Genomic DNA, 19,372 nt, shown 5'->3' on the forward strand with positions numbered 1-19,372 from the left:
CAGACATACGAATGCCCACGGAATTTTCATCCCGTGGGCATTTTATTACCAAATTACTTTCCAATTTTCATCAACTGTAGCTTCAATTGTCCCTCTTTCAAGAATATAATTTGCAATCAACTCCGACATATCGAGTGGGATATCCTTAATAATGGGTTTATCCTTGAACATCGCATAATCCCCACCACCACCTGCACGGTAGTTGTTCATGACAACATCATATTCTCCATCTGGTTGAATGGGTTCATCTTTAAACGTTAACTTGATGACACGCTCTCCAATCGGCTTAGAAATATCAAAAATATAATTAATCCCTTCCCACATATCATAATTGTAATGCTGTGGTTTAGGGGTAGTGAACGAAGGATTTACTGTAATTTCACCATTTTCAAGCATAAAATAGCTTGCACTTCTTTCTAATGCTTCCTTTATATCCTTACCACTGATTCGAACGACCGTTAACGTGTTTGGATAAATATAATTGGAGACAACGTCTCTCATTGTTATCTTTGTTGGAAATCCTTTTGTCACATTATTAAAAAGAGCGGTATTTGAAATTGACACATTGGCAACATCCATCTGCACTTTATTAATAAATTCAACGAGAGCATTGTCCTTAAGGCGTGCCTTAAGTGGATCATCAATTGTCATATTACCTATTACTTGACCAATTGGTTGATCCAACCATTGCTGTGTCTCCGTTTCATATTCGTTAACTAACTGAAGGGAACTTTCGTCTGCTTCTATTTCCTTTACTGAGATGAGTTCAGGGTTTGAATCGGAAATCGTCCACCTGTCATCATTTTTAGTAAGTAAGAGTGTAACTTTCCCAATTGCTTGACCATTAAAGCTTGGCTGCAGGATTGGCACACCGTTTACCTTACCGGCAAGTGAGCGGTGTTGGTGACCGGTTAATAAAAGGTCGATCCCCGCAATTTCCTTACAAATCCGATACCCTTGGTTTTCACCCGTCAGCTTTTCAGTAGGTTCACCGGTATCAAGATCAGCCTCAAATCCTCCATGATAGGAAACGATCATGAGATCTGGATTTTCTTCATTGCGAATGTACTCCACCCATTTTTTCGTGGATTCAAACGCATCTTCAAATGTTAACCCTTTGATATGTTCAGGATTTTCCCAGTTTGGGATATAGTGAGTGGTCACACCAAGAATCGCAGCCTTAATACCATCCTCGAGTTCTACGATAATATAGGGCTTGCCAATAAAAGGCTCCCCTCTTTCATCTAAAATATTTGCGGACAGCCATGGGAAATTAGATTCGCTTATCGCTTGCTGCAACACCTTCATTCCATAATTGAACTCATGATTTCCAATTACTGCAGCATCGTAGTTTAAATCATTTAATAATGTAATCATTGGATTTTGTTTATGACTATTTGATCGTACATAATGATAGGTTAAAGGGGTTCCTTGAATTAAATCTCCATTATCGATAACGATTGTGTTCCTATTCCGATTTCTCTCTTGTTTAATGACAGTTGCAATTTTAGCGAGACCAAGCCCAGCAGTTTCATTACTTCCATAATTAATCGGAAATATATTGCCGTGCACATCACTCGTTTCAAGGATTGTAATTGTAATAGATTTCATCTTTGTTACCTCGTTTTGTTATAGGGTCCATTTTTAGTATACACAAATTTTCCAACTTAGCGTGAAAGAAATCGTCACTTTTACATAAAACAGCACTTCCTCATACAAGAAGTGCTGTTGCTCAACATTTAAACTATTTTACTACGAATTTTTCCACTGATTGCATCAATGATTGTTACCACAATTATGATGATGATTAACATCATACCAACCTGCTCCCAGTTACGCTGCATGGATGCAATAAGTAATGGGGCACCAATTCCCCCCGCACCTACAATACCAAGAATTGTTGACGCACGTACATCGACTTCAAAACGATACATCGCGTAGTTTGAAAACTGTGGAATGATTTGCGGAATAACTCCAAACCAAATCACTTGAATCCGGTTTGCACCATTTGCTTTTAGTGCTTCAAGTACTTTCATATCTATGGATTCAACTACTTCGGAATACAGCTTTCCAAGCATCCCAATGGAATGGATCCCAACTGCTAATACACCTGCATAAGGACCAATACCTACAGCCGCAACGAAAATAATTGCAAGCATAATTTCTGGGAATGCACGAATTCCATTTAAAATCCATTTTCCAATGGTTGAGACCTTTGAAATATTTCTCGCAGCTAAAAATCCGAATGGAATAGCTAAAACAGCTGCAATAAGTGTACCTGCATATGCAATCAGAATCGATTCTAACATGTAATAGGCATATTCAGGAATCTTCGCATGAATCTCTGGCATAAAGAACGGATCCCAGAAAAGTCTCTTAAAAATGGTCATCGGGCTTAAGACTGAACCCCGATAGGATAAATCCGTCATCGTAAATGCAATATAATATAAATAGATTAAGACAAGTGAAATAACGACAATCTTCCATCGTCCTTTTTTTGCTGGCGGTTTTAAATATTGCGCTCCTTTTTGCATTACATCAATCGCTCCCTTACTCGGTTACTGATGAAGTCAATAATCGTAACCGCTATAAAAGTCATGATGACAATTGTAGATACATTGTCAAAATTAAACATCGCTAATTGTTTTTTAAGGATTAAACCAATACCACCAGCACCTACAAATCCAAGAACAACAGACGCACGAACATTAATTTCTAATACATATAATGAATATGATGTAAAATGTGGCATAATTTGCGGTAATACACCGTACCAGATGACTTGAACAATATTACCACCCGTTGCCCGAATCGCCTCTAATGGATTCGGATCAATTGCTTCAATGGTTTCACTGATCAATTTCGCAAGAATACCCACTGAAAAGATAAAAAGAGCTAACACACCGGCTAATGCTCCGATCCCCACTATTGCTACTAAAATAACAGCCAAAATCAACTCAGGAATCGTACGTAAGATATTTAAAAAGAATCGAAAAGCTTTATAAAAAGCTTTATTTTTATTAATATTTGCCGCAGCCAAAAAGCTAATTGGCAATGCTACAATGGCTGATAAAGTTGTACTTAAAAAGGCCATATTCCATGTTTCAATTAAACTTGTTAGCACAGTATCCGCGTAACCTAGATTAGGCGGAAATAAATCCTTTACGATAAAATCGATAACGATTGGCATCCCTTTAATAATTTCATCGGGATAAGCCTCTGTAAAAACGGCTGAAACAATATATAAAGCAATGATTACCGTTAAAATGCTTCCAATAGTAGCTTTTGCCCGCGTTGTAACAACAGGAATTTTTTTATTCAAGGAGTCTACTTGTTTACTCATTCTTCAACACTCCCGCGCATATCTCCATCCTTAATTGGACGACCATATATTTGCTCAAATGTTTTTTCATTCACGGTAGATGCAGGACCATCAAACACAATTTCACCAGCCCTCATCCCGATGATGCGATCAGCATATTCCATGGCCATATCAATAAAGTGAAGATTAACAATGGTCGTAATTCCTAGTTCTTGATTAATTCTTTTTAAGTCTCTCATCACGACATGTGATGTAGGAGGGTCAAGACTTGCAACTGGCTCGTCAGCTAAAATAACATTTGGCTTTTGCGTTAGAGCTCGTGCAATACTTACACGTTGTTGTTGTCCCCCACTCAGTTGGTCAGCACGTGAATATGCTTTTTCTTCAATACCTACACGCTTCAAGTTGGTTAAGGCCAACTCTTTATCTTCTTGAGAAAAAAGACCTAATAGACTTTTAATAGTGCCAATATGACCGAGTCTGCCAGTCAATACATTTCGAAGAACAGACATACGATTAACAAGATTATAGTTTTGGAAAATCATTCCAATATTTGTACGTAGTTTTTTAAGTTCTCTTTCCTTAAATTTCAAGGTGTTCTTGCCATCTATAATTAACTCTCCCTCAGTAGGTTTAACCAATTGGTTAATACTTCTGATAAAAGTGGATTTTCCCGCGCCAGATAAACCAACCACAACCACAAATTCACCAGGATTAATGGTAACATTAATATTTTTCAACCCCTGGTGCCCATTTGGATAAGTTAATGAAACATTTTTAAATTCAATCATTGTCTTGCTCCTTTACGTTCATTAAAAATCTAATAGCTTTCACCTGTATGATGTTCATTACCATTTTGGACAAAACTTCAAATTAAAAATTTTCTTAAAAAAAGAGAGAAGATGTCTCCTCTCTCTTTATACTTTTTATTAGGTAATAAGGATAATTTTTTTAATTACTCTCCTAATTGATCTTTAAATTTCTCGTAAACTTCACGAACAACGTCAAATTCTTGATCAGATGCTTCCGCAATTCCGTCCCAAGTGTAAACTTCATTCATAACTTTTAACACTTCAGGCTTATCGTTAATTGACATAAATGCTTCTTTAATTTTAGCTTTCATGTCTTCTGGAAGATCGCTACGAACAGAAACACCGTCATTAGGAATTGCATCCGTGTAACCAATAATTTTTAGTTTTTCTTTTACATCTGGAATATCTTTCTCTAAGTTGTCACGAACATCTGTGAAAGTTGTTGCAAAATCTGCAGAACCATCTAATACCGCAAGAGCAGCATTATCATGACCACCTACAGCAACTTGTTTATAGAAAGTATCAAGATTTTCAACACCCATTTCCATTAATTGAGATGCTGGGAATAGGAATCCAGAAGTTGAAAGTGGGTCACCATATGCCCAAGTTAAGCCTTCAGTAGCAACAACATCGTCTAAAGAAGTTAACTTAGAATCTGCAGCAGCAACGTATTGTGCTTTATATGTATCTGATCCATGACGAATCGCTTTTACTAACACGTCTACATTCGCACGTTCCTTAGCCTGTACATAACCAAATGGGTTTGTGAAGCCAATATCAACTTTACCAGTTCTCATACCTTCAACAAGACCAACGAAGTCGATCATAACTTCTGCTTTAACAGGTACTCCAAGCTGTTCAGTTAAGTATTCTTCTAGTGGTTTAACATTGTCTGCAATTGTATCAGCTTCTTGAGAAGGAATGAATCCCATTGTTAATTCAGTAACTTCTTCAGTCTTTCCTTCGTCTCCGCCTTTTGCATTGTCATCTCCGGCGTTGTCTTTATCATCGGAGCCACATGCTGCAATAACAAAAACCATACCAATTGCCATAAGTAATGCTAATAACTTTTTCATTTTCTCTCCTCCTAAACATGATGTAAAAGTAAAACCTCATTCATTATATATTAAAATATTACGGATTTCGACATATATTTTGAATTTTTTACAATTTATTAACATTCATATTACAAGAATACTAGTATTTATCTATTTTCATGGTTTATTGTTTCAAAAATCTCATCTAACACATTATTATTCGAAAATATTGTTATTTGGGGTGAAAATACAGAAAATGACTGGTTATCTAATGTCTTCATGACACCACCTACTTCTTGTAAAATGACCATTCCACCAGCAATGTCCCATGGTGACAAACGAAAATCAAAGTAGGTTTCCAATCTTCCACAAGCAACATAGACGATTTCAAGTGCAGCTGAGCCAAGATATCTTGTTCCTCTTGCTTTTTGAATCATTTCAGTAAAAATCGTATGATCCACCCTATCATTTGGGACTAACCAATACTGGCAAATACTAATATTGGCTTCTTCTAATCCTTTGTCTTCCAATTTTGATAACGGCTGTTCATTAAGATAAGCCCCTTGCCCTGCTACTGCATGGAACATCTCATCTGCGATTGGGTCATACACGATGCCAATCCGTGGCATGCCCTTTTCATAAATTCCAATTGAAATAGCGAAATTTCTTTTTTGATGAACGAAATTCGTTGTTCCATCGATTGGATCAACAATCCAGACAATTTCATTTTCAGGATTGAAATCCTGATTTGTCGCTAGCCCCTCTTCACCTAGAAAGAAATGGCTCGGAAAGCTCGTCTTAATATGGTCAATAAAAAACTGCTCAATTTCCTTATCCTTATTCGTGACTAAATCAGCAGCAGATGTTTTATACTCTACATTTACACTTTCCTGCGTAGCTTTTCGAAGAATTTCACCCGCTTCATATGTCCATTCTTTAGCTATTTGAGATACTTCATTCCAATTCACAATTATTTCCTCCTTTTCATCGTATTAACCCTATACAATAACTTCGAATTGGTCAATATTTTTCCCCATACAAAAAACCCACTTAAAAGTGGGTTTCAGACTGTTGACAAACGCTCGCATACTTTGTTGCTTGCCTCTCTCGTCCGCTCATGAAGGGAACTTCTATTCGCGTCTTCGATCGGCTGAGCGCCTTGTCTGACAAGCGTTTTCAAGACAGTCTGGAAAAAGTAATTTATGTGAAGATATCCTGCAAATAATCATGTAGACAAAGTCAGTACTGACTTTGTCTTAAACCCACTTAAAAGTGGTTATAAGATATTTTTTACACAGTTAAAATCGCTTCAATTCTCTTAATCTCTTCAAATCCAAGGACGAGATCAGACGCTTTTGCATTTGCCTCGATTTGTTCGGGATTTGTTGCCCCAACAAGAGTGCTGGCAACATTATGCTGTCTTAAAATCCATGCTAGTGCTAATTCAGGCAAGGTAACGCCTAGTTCATTTGAAAATTCCTCAAGTCGGTCTATTTTCGTTGATACAATTCCATTAATAATGTTTTTCACCCATGTATTCACTTGGGAATTTGCCCCCCTACTACCTGAAGGAACGGCACCGCCTCGATACTTGCCCGTTAATACACCTTGGGCAAGCGGAGAATACACGACCTGTGAAATTCCATTCTTTTCGCAAACGGGGATAATTTCATCCTCGATATCACGATGGAGCATATTGTATTGAGGTTGGTTAACAATGATGCGATCTAATAAAAACTTATCGGCAATCGCAATCGCTTCTTGAATTTGAGCAGCACTCCACTCACTTACACCAACATATAGAATCTTCCCCTGCCGAATCAAATCGTCAATTGCACGCAACGTTTCATCAACTGGGGTATCCTCGTCATAGCGATGACAGTAAAACACATCTACGTAATCTAAGTCCATGCGTTTTAAGCTTGCATGTACTTGCTCAATGATATGTTTTCTCGACAACCCTCTGTCGTTTGGTCCATCTCCCATCGCACCATATGCTTTTGTGGTTATACAATAGGATTCCCGTCGGTACTCTTTTAATGCACTTGCTAATATTCGTTCCCCTTCACCACGCTCATAGACATTTGCGGAATCGAAAAAATTTATACCAAGTTCATATGCTTTATGAACTGTTTTCGCTGCCATTTTTTCATCTACTGTTTTACCAAAAGTTAACCAGCTTCCTAAACTGATTTCACTCACCTTAAGCCCCGAACGACCTAGCCTTCTATATTTCATGTCATGCCTCCTCCTTACTTCGCGAATACTGTCTTAACATTAAATTTATCAGAAATTTCAAACGAGGTAAAGCAATACTCGAAAAATAAAAAGGGTAGATTTTTCCCTTGTTTTTCCTGGATTATTTTTGAATTTTCACTTTACAAAAATGAAAAAAAGGTTTTTCATAGAGGAAAGGATTAAATTGACCTTCAATAGGTAAGTCAACAAAGGGGAAATCTATAACATGCTTGCAGCGAAAACACAGGCTACTCGTCCAGAAGCAGATGCAAACAAAACGCTTTATGGAATTTTAGTTATCATCGGATTTTGTCATATGCTGAATGACTCCATCCAAGCCATTATCCCGGCAATGTTTCCAATTTTAGAACGTTCCATGGGGTTATCATTTACACAGCTTGGATTAATCTCCTTCGCGCTACAAATGACTGCTTCAGTTGCCCAACCTGTTGTTGGGTGGTATACAGATAAGAAACCAATGCCATATGCTTTACCAATCGGATTAACATCCACCTTTTTTGGAGTAATTGGATTGGCATTTGCCCCAAACTTTATAACTATCATTCTGTCCGTTCTTTTTATTGGGGTTGGATCCGCCGTGTTCCATCCTGAGGGCTCCCGCGTTGCCTACATGGCAGCTGGTAACAGACGTGGATTGGCGCAATCCATTTATCAGGTTGGCGGAAACTCAGGCCAGGCTCTTGCGCCTGTCATTACGGCATTAATTCTTGTCCCGTTAGGACAATTTGGCGCCATTTGGTTTTCATTAGTTGCAGCACTTGCAGTTGGTTTACTTGTGTATATCGCAGGCTGGTATGCTCGAACTTTGAAAACAGTGGAGATTCAAAAGAAAGTGATGAAAGCTGTATCAGCTGTACCACGAAACATGAAAGCTATTAAACTAGCATTAGTTATACTTGTACTATTTGTTTTTGCACGTACTTGGTATATGTCAAGTATCACGAACTTTTACTCATTTTATGTCATTGAAAAATATGGATATACCATTTCACAAGCACAGATCTATATTTTCCTATTCTTAGCAACTGGCGCACTTGGTACCTTCTTTGGGGGGCCTCTTGCCGATAAATTTGGGAAACGAAATGTCATTATCGCATCCTTATTAGGAACGGCGCCGTTAGCCCTCGTCTTGCCGTTTGTCGGACCGCATGTTGCGATAGTGCTCGTAACCGTGATTGGATTTATCCTTTTATCAAGCTTTTCAGTTACAGTTGTATATGCACAAGAACTGATGCCTGGAAAAATCGGCATGGTGTCCGGGTTAATCGTCGGTCTTGCCTTCGGTATGGGTGCTATCGGGGGAGTCGCAATCGGTTCGATTATTGATGCGATTGGATTGACACCAACCATCATCATGATGGGCTTCCTTCCATTGCTTGGGTTCATGGCCTTCTTATTGCCAACCGACCAAAAATTAAATGAATGGAATCATGCTTAATTATGAAGGACGCTCACACGGCGTCCTTTTTATTCGGATTTAAAGTAAATGCTTGGATCCTTTTCATACATTTTTGACAAAAAAATAAACAACTCACGTAAATGAATTGTTTGAGACTGACCATTTATGATTTGTAACTGACTTTTTGAAGTGCGAAAAATAACATGGCTTTTTTTAAAAACTGACGAAAAAGTGAATGGTTTCGTTCTGCTGCTTCTGCTCGTTGATAGATATTTATAAGTTCATCAAGTTCTTGACTACATTCGATTGTTTCATTACTTGTAAACCCCGTACTATTAGCAATAGTGATCATTTCTTCTCTTTTTCTATTAATTTCGTCTAATAGTATCTGTTTGTAATCTACACCTCTGGCTTCCAAAGTTTCCACTCCTTTTATTCACACGTTAGGAGATCCTAACGCCGTATACAACTATCGTATGCCAAGCAATACTACCTTTGGTCGATGCTCCTTAGTTGTTACTCTATGAATTATTACAAAATCTACTAATTATGTAAATAGATTCGCAAAAATAGACATTTTTTTCTTTGAAAAATTTACAAAATTGTGTACGACATCGCTTACACTTCACTTTTCGCGTATTTTCGACGTTAAGAACTTTACAATAGTCGACAAAGTTTTTAATAGAAAAAACCTATAAGTATTACACTTATAGGTCTACACATTGCTTTATTTAATTCGATCGATATGTGTAACGCGAAATTCCTTCGCTTCTAGCTTACGTTTGATCTGCTGAATTTTTTCTTCGCCAAGTGAACCAGGTAGATTTAAAATAATGCGTCGTAGATATTTTTCACCATTATCTAGCGTGAGCATGCCATCTATATTGATATCACTGATGAGCGATACAAGTTCTTTAATTGCACCTTTATGTTCAATCGTAGCGATGGTTAACGTGTATCCACCCGTTTTCATGCCAAAAGAGTCCTCAAGAACATCCATAACATTCGCATGTGTGATGATTCCCTGAAACTCCTTTTCCGAATTCAAAACTGCAATAAATGGCAGACGACGAATCGTTAAAAACGTCTTGAAAAAGGAATCTTCCTCGTTAACGAATGCATCCTTGCTTTCAACAAGTGTAGATATATTTGCATTCGCATCTCCATTTTTTTCATATAAATACTCTAAGATATCTACTTTATAAATTAACCCTTCAAATACAGTACCATCTTTTGATAATACGGGGACCGAGCGAAATCCTGTATCATTTAATAATTGAAGTGCTTGTTGAACCGTAAATTTGTCTTCACAATACTTCACATCTGGTTTCTGAACAAAATTATAGCGAATTTTCATCTTTTCCACTCCTCATTCATATAGAAGAATTCCTTCATTACCTTTATTATATGCATATAAAAGCTCGTAATCTAATGAACAAAAATGTAACATATTTATCCATTTATGTAAAGAATATTCTTACTATTCTGATTCAAAAAAGACTTTATGGAAAAGCTCCATAAAGTCCTCTCTTTCTTTCTTAGTTTTGCGCAAATTCTGGGTCTTTGAATGGATGTGCCACCCAACCAGCAGGATCAATAAATAATCGTACGGCAACCACTTCACGATCATCCATGAGAGTGAAGAAGTGCGGAGTCTCAACAGGCACAGATATCACATCACCTGCTTCTAGTTCTACATCAAAGTAACCAGTGTCTTCACTTCCTTTAATAATAAAAATTCCATGACCAGCTACAATTGCCCGAACTTCATCCTCCGTGTGAACATGGACTTGTTCAAATTTCTTTAATAGTTCATCAAGATTTGGAGTTGCATCAGATAAAGCAATGACGTCCCATTTTTGATAGCCATTACGTTCTGCAAGAGATTTGATTTCTTCTTCATAAATGGAGAGGATTTTCTCTTTTTGCTCGTCGTTAATTTTGCAGTTTCCTCTTAATTCTCCTGGTAGTTTGCTAGTATCCCAGTGCTCATAAAGGACTCCTTGTTCTTGTAAAAACGCTGCAACTTTTTCTTGACCTTCTATTCTTTCACCTGTATTACGTAATTTAATATTAGCCATTTTCTACACCTCTTTCATATTATTTGTTCTATTTAAACCCTTATTTGTTAGGGGTTTAATGCTAGTAGTTTCAAATGATAGCTAAAAAGGAATTCGTATGCCTCAAGATGTTTTTTTGCATCGAAAGCATTTTTAGCCCACACGGTGATACCGTGATTTCTAATCAGGACAGCACCAAAGTCACCGTTAACATGCTCACTAAAATTTCGAGCAAGCGTTGGGATAACCGCATCATTTTTAATAATCGGTATGCGTATTTCCGCATCTTCCTCCCATAATCCAAGTGCCTTAATAATTTCCTGACCCTTAAAAACAACCTCACCCTTATCAGCATATAGCTCAGAAATGACATTGTTATCAACTGTATGGACATGAAGGCTGCAGCCTGCATTTGTTTTGTTATAAATTTCCACATGTAATAGTGTTTCTGCAGATGGCTTTAAATGAGTAGGGGTAACAGGGAAACCCGACCCATCCACTAATAAAAAGTCCTCATCAGTTCTCTTTTTCTTGTCCTTACCACTTGCTGTTACAAGGAAGGTGATTGGATGATCAGAGACCTTGATTGCTAGGTTTCCACTGGTCCCCATGAACCAATCGCGATTTGCGAGTTCATCCTTGATATCCGCAAGCTCTGTCCATTGCTTAATCCTAAGCATTGGTCACAACCTCCTTTTTCAAAATCTCCATCACATCAAAAAAGGAATGAAAGGATGAATGTTCAATCCCCAATTCTTCACATTTTTCAATTAAGAAATCTCTTGCAATGACCTTATCTGCTAGCTTTGCCGCCTGAAGATCGGTGATGGAATCGCCAATAACGATTTTATAATCATTTTGATTTGTGAGCTTTCGAATCAAGCTTGGCTTACAGCAGCCACACTCATTTGTGCACTCATCATCACACGTATATGGCCATAAAATTTTAATTCTATCATTCGAAAAATCAGATTGATTACAATAAATTTGCTCCTTAGCAATGAGACCCTCTAGCAATGGCTCAACAAAAAAGTCAATCCCACCACTTACGATGTAAAGCTGAATTCCTTGTTCTTTCGTGTATGCAACAAACTCTTTGAATCCATCACGAATTTCCGCATGGTTTAGGATGTAATTCGTGATCTCTCCCCTCCAGGCTGAGGGTAACAGAGAGAACATTTTACTCACACCCTCTTGTATCGGAATTTCCTGCGAGAGAACTTGATCCTTAATTTCCTCCCAACCAGACGGAGCAAATTTTTTCATAATGGCTACAATGTTATCGGTATTTGTAATTGTGCCATCAAAATCACAGAAGATAATTGGTTTGTTCATCGTTGTACCTCTTTATATCCCCATAAATCAATTGCCTGTTTTAGCTCTGAATGATTTTGAGCAAATTCGGCAAGTGTCTTTCCAGTCAAGACTGCATCGACTGCAGCATGAAAGGCTTTGCCACCACCAATGGCACCGTTCGGATGCCCATGAACACCACCACCAGCATTAATTACACTATCCTTGCCAAAGTCATTGATAAGTAGTGGTACCAAGCCTGGATGAATGCCGGCAGATGGTACTGGAAATGAAGCCTTAAATAATTCATCCGTTTTCGTTAATTCAGCTGCAATCGCCAATGTTTGTTCTCTTTCAAGAGCAACACTTCCATATGGTGAAGGGAACAAGACAAGGTCCGCACCAGCATATCGTAGTAATTTTCCAAGCAGTAGTTGGTTTGAAAATCCGTAAAATTCAGACGGCGTTAGCGTACCACTAACTGCTGGATGAGCCATAATCGGAACTGAAACTTCTGGGTCCTCAGCTAAGCCCTGAAGAACATCAAGTCCATATGCAAATACATTAAACAATAACAGATCAGCACCAAGTTCTACAGCTTTTCTTGCTTTTTCTTTTAATTCAAAGGTTCTACCAGTTAAATTCACGGCATAAAGGGCACGGTGTCCGGTTTCAGCATAAACCTCCTCAAGCACATTTTTGCCTTCTGTAATTCGGGATTCAAATGGAGTTAAAGGATTCTCAAAGAGGATTTCATCATCCTTAATGAGATGGACTCCACCAAGTGCTTGCTCACGAAGTTGTTCTTTGAGATACTCAATGTCTCTTCCAATTACGCCTTTAAAAATGCTCATCACTAGAGGTCTATCAAATACTCCTAGTTTTTCGCGGATGCCGTTTAATCCAAACTTTGGACCAGGAAAGGTAGCTTTCAATTCATGTGAAAACTCCAAATCTAGCAACTTAATTTCTCCATCAAGTGATAACTTCCCAAAGGTAGTTGTTAAAATCGCTGGTAAATCAGCACTAAAATTTGCACTTGGGTAGGCAATTTTGATGATTCCTTTTTTTACTTGTTTTCCTAGATAATGACTTGCTCGATTGTCGACATCAAATTGTTCAACGCTTAATACTTTTCCTTTATGTTTTTTAAGTTGTTCCTGTTCAAGTTTTGGCAAAGTCGTCCAAGAACCGACCGTTAAACCTAGTGCGATGCCTTCCGCTTTTTTCTCTAAGTTGTCACTCGTATCATGTACCAAATATGTAGCAATCACTTCACTCATGATTAACCCTCATTTCAAACGTACTAAAAATAAAAAACCTCTTCATAAGAAGAGGTTAGCAAACTAACATCTTCTTATCTCTCAGCGTATCGCTGCAAGAATTAGCACCGTGCTTACCTTTTCGTAAGTCGGTTGCCGGGCTTCATTGGGCTAGTCCCTCCGCCTGCTCTTAATAAGAAAATTGATTTTATATAGCATGTTGAGCCTCGTTTGAAAAACGACCTCAACCTTTATTAAACTGAATTTAATTAGGATTATGACAGGAATTATTTTTCTTGTCAAACGTTTTTTATTATTTAAACAAATTCAACTTTTTGATTCGGTTTGCAGCTTCAACTAGTCGATCTTCGTCCGTTAAAAGACCAACCCGAACATAGCGGTCACCATATTCACCGAATCCAATTCCAGGTGCGACTGCAACATGAGCCTTTTCAAGTAAGAGATCAGCAAAGCTAATAGATGTGTATCCTTCAGGTACGGGTAGCCATGCGAAGAAAGAACCTGCAGGCGCTTTAACATCCCACCCAATGTCCTGAAGGGCACCGATGAAGGCGTTTCGTCTTGATTCGTACTTATCCACTAGTTCTTTTACACAGTCCTGTGACTTGGTTAGTGCTGTTGCTGCCGCTGCTTGAATTGGACTGAACAAACTAACATACATATGGTCTTGAATGAGATTTAGAGCTTCGATAACGCTTGGGTTTCCAACCGCAAAACCAACTCTCCATCCGGCCATGTTATATGTCTTTGAAAGTGTGTAAATTTCAATCCCGATATCCTTGGCCCCGTCTATTTCTAAGAAACTGATTGGTCTTTTCCCTTCAAATCCAATTGCACCATATGCAAAATCATGCACGACACAAATATCATGTTCTTTTGCAAAAGAAATGGTTTCTTCAAAAAATTCCTTTGTCGCTACAGCTCCGGTTGGGTTATTAGGATAATTTAAAAACATAACTTTTGCTTTTTCAAGCGTTTCTGATTCAAGTTCTGAGTAGTCAGGTAAAAAGGCATTTTCCTCTTTCAGTGGCATATATGCCATTTCTGCTCGGGCGAGTTCAACTCCTGACCAATAATCGGGATACCCAGGGTCCGGAACTAACGCAATATCACCTGGATTTAATAGGCATTGTGGAATCTCAACTAATCCTGCCTTCCCTCCAAAAAGAATCGCAACTTCTGTATCTGGATCAAGTTCAACTCCGTATTCACGTTGATAAAATTCTGTTGCTGCTTTCTTTAAGAAAGAATGTCCACGAAACGGAGAATATTTATGAAATTTCGGTTGTTCAGCGCCCCTTTTTAATGCCTCAACGATGTGTTTTGGGGTTGGCTGATCTGGATTTCCCTGACCTAAATTGATGACATCGTATCCCTGGGCAACAACGTTATTTACCTTTGCAACAAGTGAAGCAAAAAACTGCTTCGGTAAATTTCGCAGGATTTCAGATTGTTCGAAATTTTTCATGTATACACCTTCTTCAAAATACTTGAAATACTAGTCTAATATCATATATTGTTAGAGTTAACTTGTAAAGTATCATTTCACAGGAGGTTCCCAATGAATCTAAAAATTGCATGTATTCAGTATGATATTCAATTTGGAAAACCGCAAGAAAATTTTGATCTTATCTCTAAAGAGATCGAAAAAACAATGAACCAGGATAAACCCGATATTATCGTCCTCCCAGAGCTTTGGACAACTGGGTATGACTTAACAAGATTAAATGAAATTGCCGATGATAACGGGAATGAAACAAATGTTTTTATAAAAAATTTAGCAAAACAATACTCAGTTAATATTATAGCAGGCTCGATTGCCAAAAAGACTGAACATGGCGTTACAAACACAATGTTTGTCTTTAATCGTGACGGAGAAATAATCAGTGAATATAGTAAGCTCCATCTCTTCCAACTCATGGATGAGCATTTGTATTTACAAGCTGGCGAAGCAAAAGGTGATTTCACGATTGAGAACATACCAGCCGCCGGCGTTATTTGCTATGATATACGCTTCCCTGAATGGATACGCGCACATACAACAAGTGGCGCTGAAATTCTATTCGTGGTAGCGGAGTGGCCACTTCCTCGGCTTGAGCATTGGCGTACTTTACTCCTAAGCCGAGCAATTGAAAATCAATGCTATGTTGTAGCTTGTAACTGTGTTGGTAGTAACCCTAATAACGTGTTTGGCGGTCATTCAATGATTATCGATCCTTGGGGAACAATTATTGCCGAAGCAAGCACAGAAAGCACAACATTAATTGGGGAAATTGACCTTAGCAAGGTGCAAGAAGTTAGAAAGCAAATTCCGATTTTCCAGGATCGTCGACCGGATTTATATAATTAAATCAAATACGCCTTGGCGTATTTGCGCCCAGATTTTTTCGAGCAAACTCGAAAAATTTCCTTTGAAAATCTGTGGCACCCGCCGGAGGCTTTAACTTTAATCAGTCGGAATCTTAACCCGACTGATTAAAGTTAAAAATATATTGACAATTATGTGTATTCGTTGTTATGATTCTCATCAGTATTAATAAAAAATTCAAATATCGTTATACTTGATCTCTTATCAAGAGCAGGCAGAGGGACTTGGCCCTATGAAGCCCAGCAACCGACCGTAATTCCATTGTAAAATGGGGCGCTAACTTTTTAGCGCCGGGAAAAACCCACAAGGCACGGTGCTAATTCCAACAGGAAACATTTGATTTCCTGGCAGATAAGAGGTTTGATGCTGTGTCTTCAAGCCTCTTTCAATGTGAAAGAGGCTTTTCTATTAGAAAAGCCTCCCAGACTGTTGAAAAACGCTCGCATACGTCGTTGCTTGCCTCAATCGGCCGCTCATAAAGGCAACTTCTATTCGCGTCTTCTCTCGGCTGCGCGCCTAGTCTGACAAGCGTTTTCAAGTCAGTCTGTAAAAATAATATAAAAAATATATTACTGGAGGTATATAAAATGGCAATTTCACATCAATCCATTTATGAACGATTAACAGAAAGTACAGCGGTGGCATTGGCCACACGTCTTCGCTTGTTTGAAGAAGGAACAGTACTGCAATGCAAAGAAATCGGAGATGGAAATCTAAATCTAGTTTTCCATATTACCCCTGTAGATAGCGATAAAGGAATCATTATCAAGCAAGCTTTACCATATGCAAAGGTCGTTGGAGAGAGTTGGCCATTATCCCTTAAACGGGCAACCATCGAAGCAAATGCATTATTAACGGCTGCTGACTATGTACCAGCACTTGTGCCAAAGGTTTATTATACGGATGAGCAGCTAGCCATTACAGTAATGGAAGACCTTTCCCGTTTACAAATAGCAAGAGCTGGCCTAATTAAGGGTAAAAACTTCCCTCTTTTATCAGAGCACATCGGAACATATTTAGCGAAAACCCTATTCTATTCATCAGATTTTGGACTAGAGCCACTTAAGAAAAAAGTGCTAGTGCAAAAATTTATTAACCCTGACCTTTGTAAAATTACGGAGGATCTTGTTTTCACAGATCCATTTTTTGATATCGATACGAATAGCTTTGAAGCAGAGCTACGAAATGATGTTGAGCAAATTTGGGTAGACCAATCACTTAAGCTTGAGGTTGCAAAGTTAAAGCAAAAGTTCTTAACACAAGCAGATGCTCTATTACACGGAGATTTACACACCGGAAGTATTTTTGCAAGCGAGACAGAGACAAAAGTAATTGATCCGGAATTTGCTTATTTTGGACCACTTGGATTTGACCTTGGACAATTCATTGCCAATCTTTTAGTAAATGCTATTTCACGGAATTCCGAAAACCGTGAGCCGCTCTATCAGCATATTGAAAAAACATGGGATGTGTTTTCGGCAACCTTTACACAAGCTTGGAAAAAGGATGCTGTGGAACAATACCATGATACTGAAGGCTATTTGGAATATGTTCTTGAGCAAGCATTTGAAGATGCGATCGGATTTGCAGGCTGTGAGTTAATTCGCAGAACAATCGGGCTAGCCCATGTTGCCGATTTGGATGGAATTGAAAACTTCGAGGAGAGAATCTCAGCGAAACAACATGCCCTTCGTTTAGGAAAAGCGTTAATCCGTGACCGTAAGTCTATTAAGGAACTGCGAATTCTACGAAACTATGTAGACAAAACAGCTAAGGAGTGACATCATGACAAACATAAAAACTGTTCCACAATCGGTTCAGTGGAATGAAACTTCTATCAAACTATTAGATCAAACAAAGCTTCCGTTAGAAACTGTATTTATCGACCTAGTTACAATTGAGGATGTATGGGAAAGTATCGTTTTTTTAAAAGTACGTGGGGCTCCAGCAATTGGTATTACGGCTGCCTTTGGCTTAGCCCTATCCGCAAAGAGCTATGAAGAAACGAATTTGGAAGAATTTAAGGAAAAACTCCTTAAAGATAAAGAATATTTAGCGAGCTCACGTCCAACTGCTGTTAACTTAATTTGGGCATTAAATCGCTTGGTTACTAGTATTAAAGATTCAACATCCGTAAATGAAGCAAAAACTACACTCATCCATGAAGCCATTCGTATTCAAGCAGAAGATGAAGCGGTTTGTCGCCAAATCGGTGAGCATGCTCTTGGACTCTTCCAGGATGGTTTTAAAGTATTAACAATTTGTAATGCAGGTTCTATTGCAACTGCTCGTTACGGCACTGCACTTGCGCCCTTCCATTTAGCAGCACAACGGGGCAAAAATCTTGAAGTCTATGCTTCAGAGACACGACCTGTTTTACAAGGGGCTCGGTTAACCACATGGGAATTGCTACAATCAGGTGTTGATGTAACATTGATTACGGACAATATGGCCGCACATACAATAGTGGAAAAAGGAATTGATGCCATCATCGTAGGAGCTGACCGTATAACAGCAAATGGAGATACCGCTAATAAAATTGGCACTTTTAATTTAGCGATATTAGCCAAAACATTTGCTATTCCATTCTATGTTGCTGCACCTCTATCCACGTTTGATGTGTCCCTAGAAAGTGGTGAAGAAATTCCGATTGAGGAACGAAATCCGGAGGAAGTTACACATTTGCATGGAGTTCGCATCGCTCCAGAAGGTGTTCAAGTGTATAATCCAGCGTTTGACGTCACCCCAAATGAACTTATTACAGCCATTATTACGGAAAAAGGAATCCTACAAGGTGATCTTGAGGCCGAGATTAAAAATTTGTTTAAATAATAAAGAGTTAATAAGGAAATCCAGTGTGCGGCACACTGGATTTTTTCAGATTACGCGAGCTATCGATTTTAATTTGAGTCTATCGACTTTATTTCGATTCTATCGATTTTAATTGAATTCTATCGACTTTATTTTGATTCTATCGACTTTACTTCAGTTCTATCGTTTTTAGTCAAAATCCTAAAATTTGCCCCGATCAAAACACACCTTCTAATTCCAACAACTTTTCTTTTAGGTCTGTTCTTGTGCCAGAATATCCTGTTAGTGATTTGTCCTTTCCAATTACCCGGTGACAAGGAACAACAATGGGGATTGGATTTTTCCGATTGGCCTGCCCTACTGCACGTACGGCCTTCGGATTTTCAATCGCATTTGCAATATCCGCGTAACAGCGAGTTTCACCGTAAGGAATATTTAACAGTTCATTCCAAACCTTCTCTTGAAAAGCAGTCCCGCTAAACTTAATTGGAAAACTAAATGTTTTGCGATCACCTTTAAAATATTCATCTAGTTGTTTTTTAATTTCAACAAGTACCTCATCATCAGGTGCATAAGTTGCATCAATTTTTTTACTAACCTGTACCCAGTCGTCTTCAGATAATGAGATATCAAGCAATTCTGTTTCGCCGGCGAGGATATAGATTATTCCGAAAATATCCGTTTGCATGTCACTATATTTATACATCAAGCAACGCTCCCTTCTCTTT

At 38.3% G+C, this 19,372-nt stretch carries 19 protein-coding genes and 2 riboswitches; of the genes, 4 read left to right on the plus strand and 15 right to left on the minus strand.

The window, feature by feature from the left end:
- Window positions 1-45: 45 nt before the first annotated feature.
- From DZB84_RS04220 to DZB84_RS04250, 7 genes are all read right to left on the minus strand, one after another.
- Window positions 46-1,611 carry a bifunctional metallophosphatase/5'-nucleotidase gene (locus DZB84_RS04220; protein ID WP_116351020.1) on the minus strand — a complete coding sequence of 522 codons (1,566 nt, stop codon included), beginning with the start codon at window positions 1,609-1,611 and terminating at the stop codon, window positions 46-48.
- 128 nt (window positions 1,612-1,739) lie between these two features.
- A complete protein-coding gene (gene phnE, locus DZB84_RS04225) occupies window positions 1,740-2,534 on the minus strand; it encodes a phosphonate ABC transporter, permease protein PhnE (protein WP_116351021.1) in 795 nt (264 codons plus the stop codon).
- Window positions 2,534-3,343 carry a phosphonate ABC transporter, permease protein PhnE gene (phnE, locus tag DZB84_RS04230; protein ID WP_116351022.1) on the minus strand — a complete coding sequence of 270 codons (810 nt, stop codon included), beginning with the start codon at window positions 3,341-3,343 and terminating at the stop codon, window positions 2,534-2,536. Before phnE (DZB84_RS04230) ends, phnE (DZB84_RS04225) begins: the two co-directional genes overlap by 1 nt.
- On the minus strand, window positions 3,340-4,113 hold the full coding sequence (gene phnC / locus DZB84_RS04235; RefSeq protein WP_116351023.1) for a phosphonate ABC transporter ATP-binding protein: 774 nt from the start codon (window positions 4,111-4,113) through the stop codon (window positions 3,340-3,342). The genes phnE (DZB84_RS04230) and phnC overlap by 4 nt, the downstream gene beginning before the upstream one ends.
- Window positions 4,114-4,277: 164 nt before the next feature.
- Window positions 4,278-5,210: a phosphate/phosphite/phosphonate ABC transporter substrate-binding protein gene (locus DZB84_RS04240; RefSeq protein WP_116351024.1), complete on the minus strand. Its 933-nt coding sequence runs from the start codon at window positions 5,208-5,210 to the stop codon at window positions 4,278-4,280.
- Between the two features lie 128 nt (window positions 5,211-5,338).
- Window positions 5,339-6,139, minus strand: a complete 801-nt coding sequence (locus DZB84_RS04245; protein WP_116351025.1) for an inositol monophosphatase family protein — start codon at window positions 6,137-6,139, stop codon at window positions 5,339-5,341.
- 322 nt (window positions 6,140-6,461) lie between these two features.
- Complete coding sequence (locus DZB84_RS04250) at window positions 6,462-7,409, minus strand: aldo/keto reductase family protein (RefSeq protein WP_116351026.1); 948 nt, start codon at window positions 7,407-7,409, stop codon at window positions 6,462-6,464.
- A 226-nt stretch (window positions 7,410-7,635) separates the two neighbouring features.
- Here DZB84_RS04250 and DZB84_RS04255 point away from each other — a divergent pair, with 226 nt between their 5' ends.
- Window positions 7,636-8,868: an MFS transporter gene (locus DZB84_RS04255; RefSeq protein WP_116351027.1), complete on the plus strand. Its 1,233-nt coding sequence runs from the start codon at window positions 7,636-7,638 to the stop codon at window positions 8,866-8,868.
- A gap of 124 nt (window positions 8,869-8,992) precedes the next feature.
- Here DZB84_RS04255 and DZB84_RS04260 read toward each other — a convergent pair whose 3' ends face one another.
- The 7 genes from DZB84_RS04260 to DZB84_RS04290 all read right to left on the minus strand — a co-directional run bounded on the left by DZB84_RS04260 (window position 8,993) and on the right by DZB84_RS04290 (window position 14,933).
- Window positions 8,993-9,247: an aspartyl-phosphate phosphatase Spo0E family protein gene (locus DZB84_RS04260; protein ID WP_116351028.1), complete on the minus strand. Its 255-nt coding sequence runs from the start codon at window positions 9,245-9,247 to the stop codon at window positions 8,993-8,995.
- Window positions 9,248-9,556: 309 nt separating this feature from the next.
- Window positions 9,557-10,186 carry a cyclic di-AMP binding protein CbpA gene (gene cbpA, locus DZB84_RS04265; RefSeq protein WP_116351029.1) on the minus strand — a complete coding sequence of 210 codons (630 nt, stop codon included), beginning with the start codon at window positions 10,184-10,186 and terminating at the stop codon, window positions 9,557-9,559.
- Between the two features lie 181 nt (window positions 10,187-10,367).
- Entirely contained in the window at window positions 10,368-10,910 is a 543-nt protein-coding gene (locus DZB84_RS04270) for a 1,2-dihydroxy-3-keto-5-methylthiopentene dioxygenase (protein WP_116351030.1), read from the minus strand.
- A 47-nt stretch (window positions 10,911-10,957) separates the two neighbouring features.
- Window positions 10,958-11,569 carry a methylthioribulose 1-phosphate dehydratase gene (locus DZB84_RS04275; protein WP_116351031.1) on the minus strand — a complete coding sequence of 204 codons (612 nt, stop codon included), beginning with the start codon at window positions 11,567-11,569 and terminating at the stop codon, window positions 10,958-10,960.
- The gene (locus tag DZB84_RS04280) at window positions 11,562-12,224 is read right to left on the minus strand and encodes a 2-hydroxy-3-keto-5-methylthiopentenyl-1-phosphate phosphatase (protein ID WP_116351032.1); all 663 of its coding nucleotides are present in this window, start codon (window positions 12,222-12,224) and stop codon (window positions 11,562-11,564) included. Before DZB84_RS04280 ends, DZB84_RS04275 begins: the two co-directional genes overlap by 8 nt.
- Window positions 12,221-13,465 (minus strand): 2,3-diketo-5-methylthiopentyl-1-phosphate enolase, encoded by a 1,245-nt coding sequence (mtnW, locus tag DZB84_RS04285; protein ID WP_116351033.1) that lies wholly within the window; start codon window positions 13,463-13,465, stop codon window positions 12,221-12,223. The genes DZB84_RS04280 and mtnW overlap by 4 nt, the downstream gene beginning before the upstream one ends.
- 71 nt (window positions 13,466-13,536) lie before the next feature.
- Window positions 13,537-13,644, minus strand: a riboswitch (SAM riboswitch).
- 113 nt (window positions 13,645-13,757) lie between these two features.
- Window positions 13,758-14,933 carry a pyridoxal phosphate-dependent aminotransferase gene (locus DZB84_RS04290; protein ID WP_116351034.1) on the minus strand — a complete coding sequence of 392 codons (1,176 nt, stop codon included), beginning with the start codon at window positions 14,931-14,933 and terminating at the stop codon, window positions 13,758-13,760.
- Between the two features lie 93 nt (window positions 14,934-15,026).
- Between DZB84_RS04290 and DZB84_RS04295 the strand changes: the two genes are divergently transcribed.
- The 3 genes from DZB84_RS04295 to mtnA all read left to right on the plus strand — a co-directional run bounded on the left by DZB84_RS04295 (window position 15,027) and on the right by mtnA (window position 18,665).
- Window positions 15,027-15,815 (plus strand): carbon-nitrogen family hydrolase, encoded by a 789-nt coding sequence (locus DZB84_RS04295; RefSeq protein ID WP_116351035.1) that lies wholly within the window; start codon window positions 15,027-15,029, stop codon window positions 15,813-15,815.
- Window positions 15,816-16,031: 216 nt separating this feature from the next.
- A riboswitch (SAM riboswitch) is annotated at window positions 16,032-16,191 on the plus strand.
- A gap of 229 nt (window positions 16,192-16,420) precedes the next feature.
- Window positions 16,421-17,614, plus strand: a complete 1,194-nt coding sequence (gene mtnK, locus DZB84_RS04300; protein ID WP_116351036.1) for an S-methyl-5-thioribose kinase — start codon at window positions 16,421-16,423, stop codon at window positions 17,612-17,614.
- A gap of 4 nt (window positions 17,615-17,618) precedes the next feature.
- Window positions 17,619-18,665 carry an S-methyl-5-thioribose-1-phosphate isomerase gene (mtnA, locus tag DZB84_RS04305; protein ID WP_116351037.1) on the plus strand — a complete coding sequence of 349 codons (1,047 nt, stop codon included), beginning with the start codon at window positions 17,619-17,621 and terminating at the stop codon, window positions 18,663-18,665.
- A 196-nt stretch (window positions 18,666-18,861) separates the two neighbouring features.
- On the opposite strand, the gene DZB84_RS04310 is transcribed toward mtnA, so the two are convergent.
- Window positions 18,862-19,350, minus strand: a complete 489-nt coding sequence (locus DZB84_RS04310) for a methylated-DNA--[protein]-cysteine S-methyltransferase (RefSeq protein WP_116351038.1) — start codon at window positions 19,348-19,350, stop codon at window positions 18,862-18,864.
- Window positions 19,351-19,372 lie beyond the last annotated feature (22 nt).

Origin of the sequence: Bacillus sp. HNG, from assembly GCF_003400205.1 — a bacterium.
In the GTDB taxonomy this organism is placed as follows: Bacteria; Bacillota; Bacilli; order Bacillales; family Bacillaceae_L; genus Ferdinandcohnia.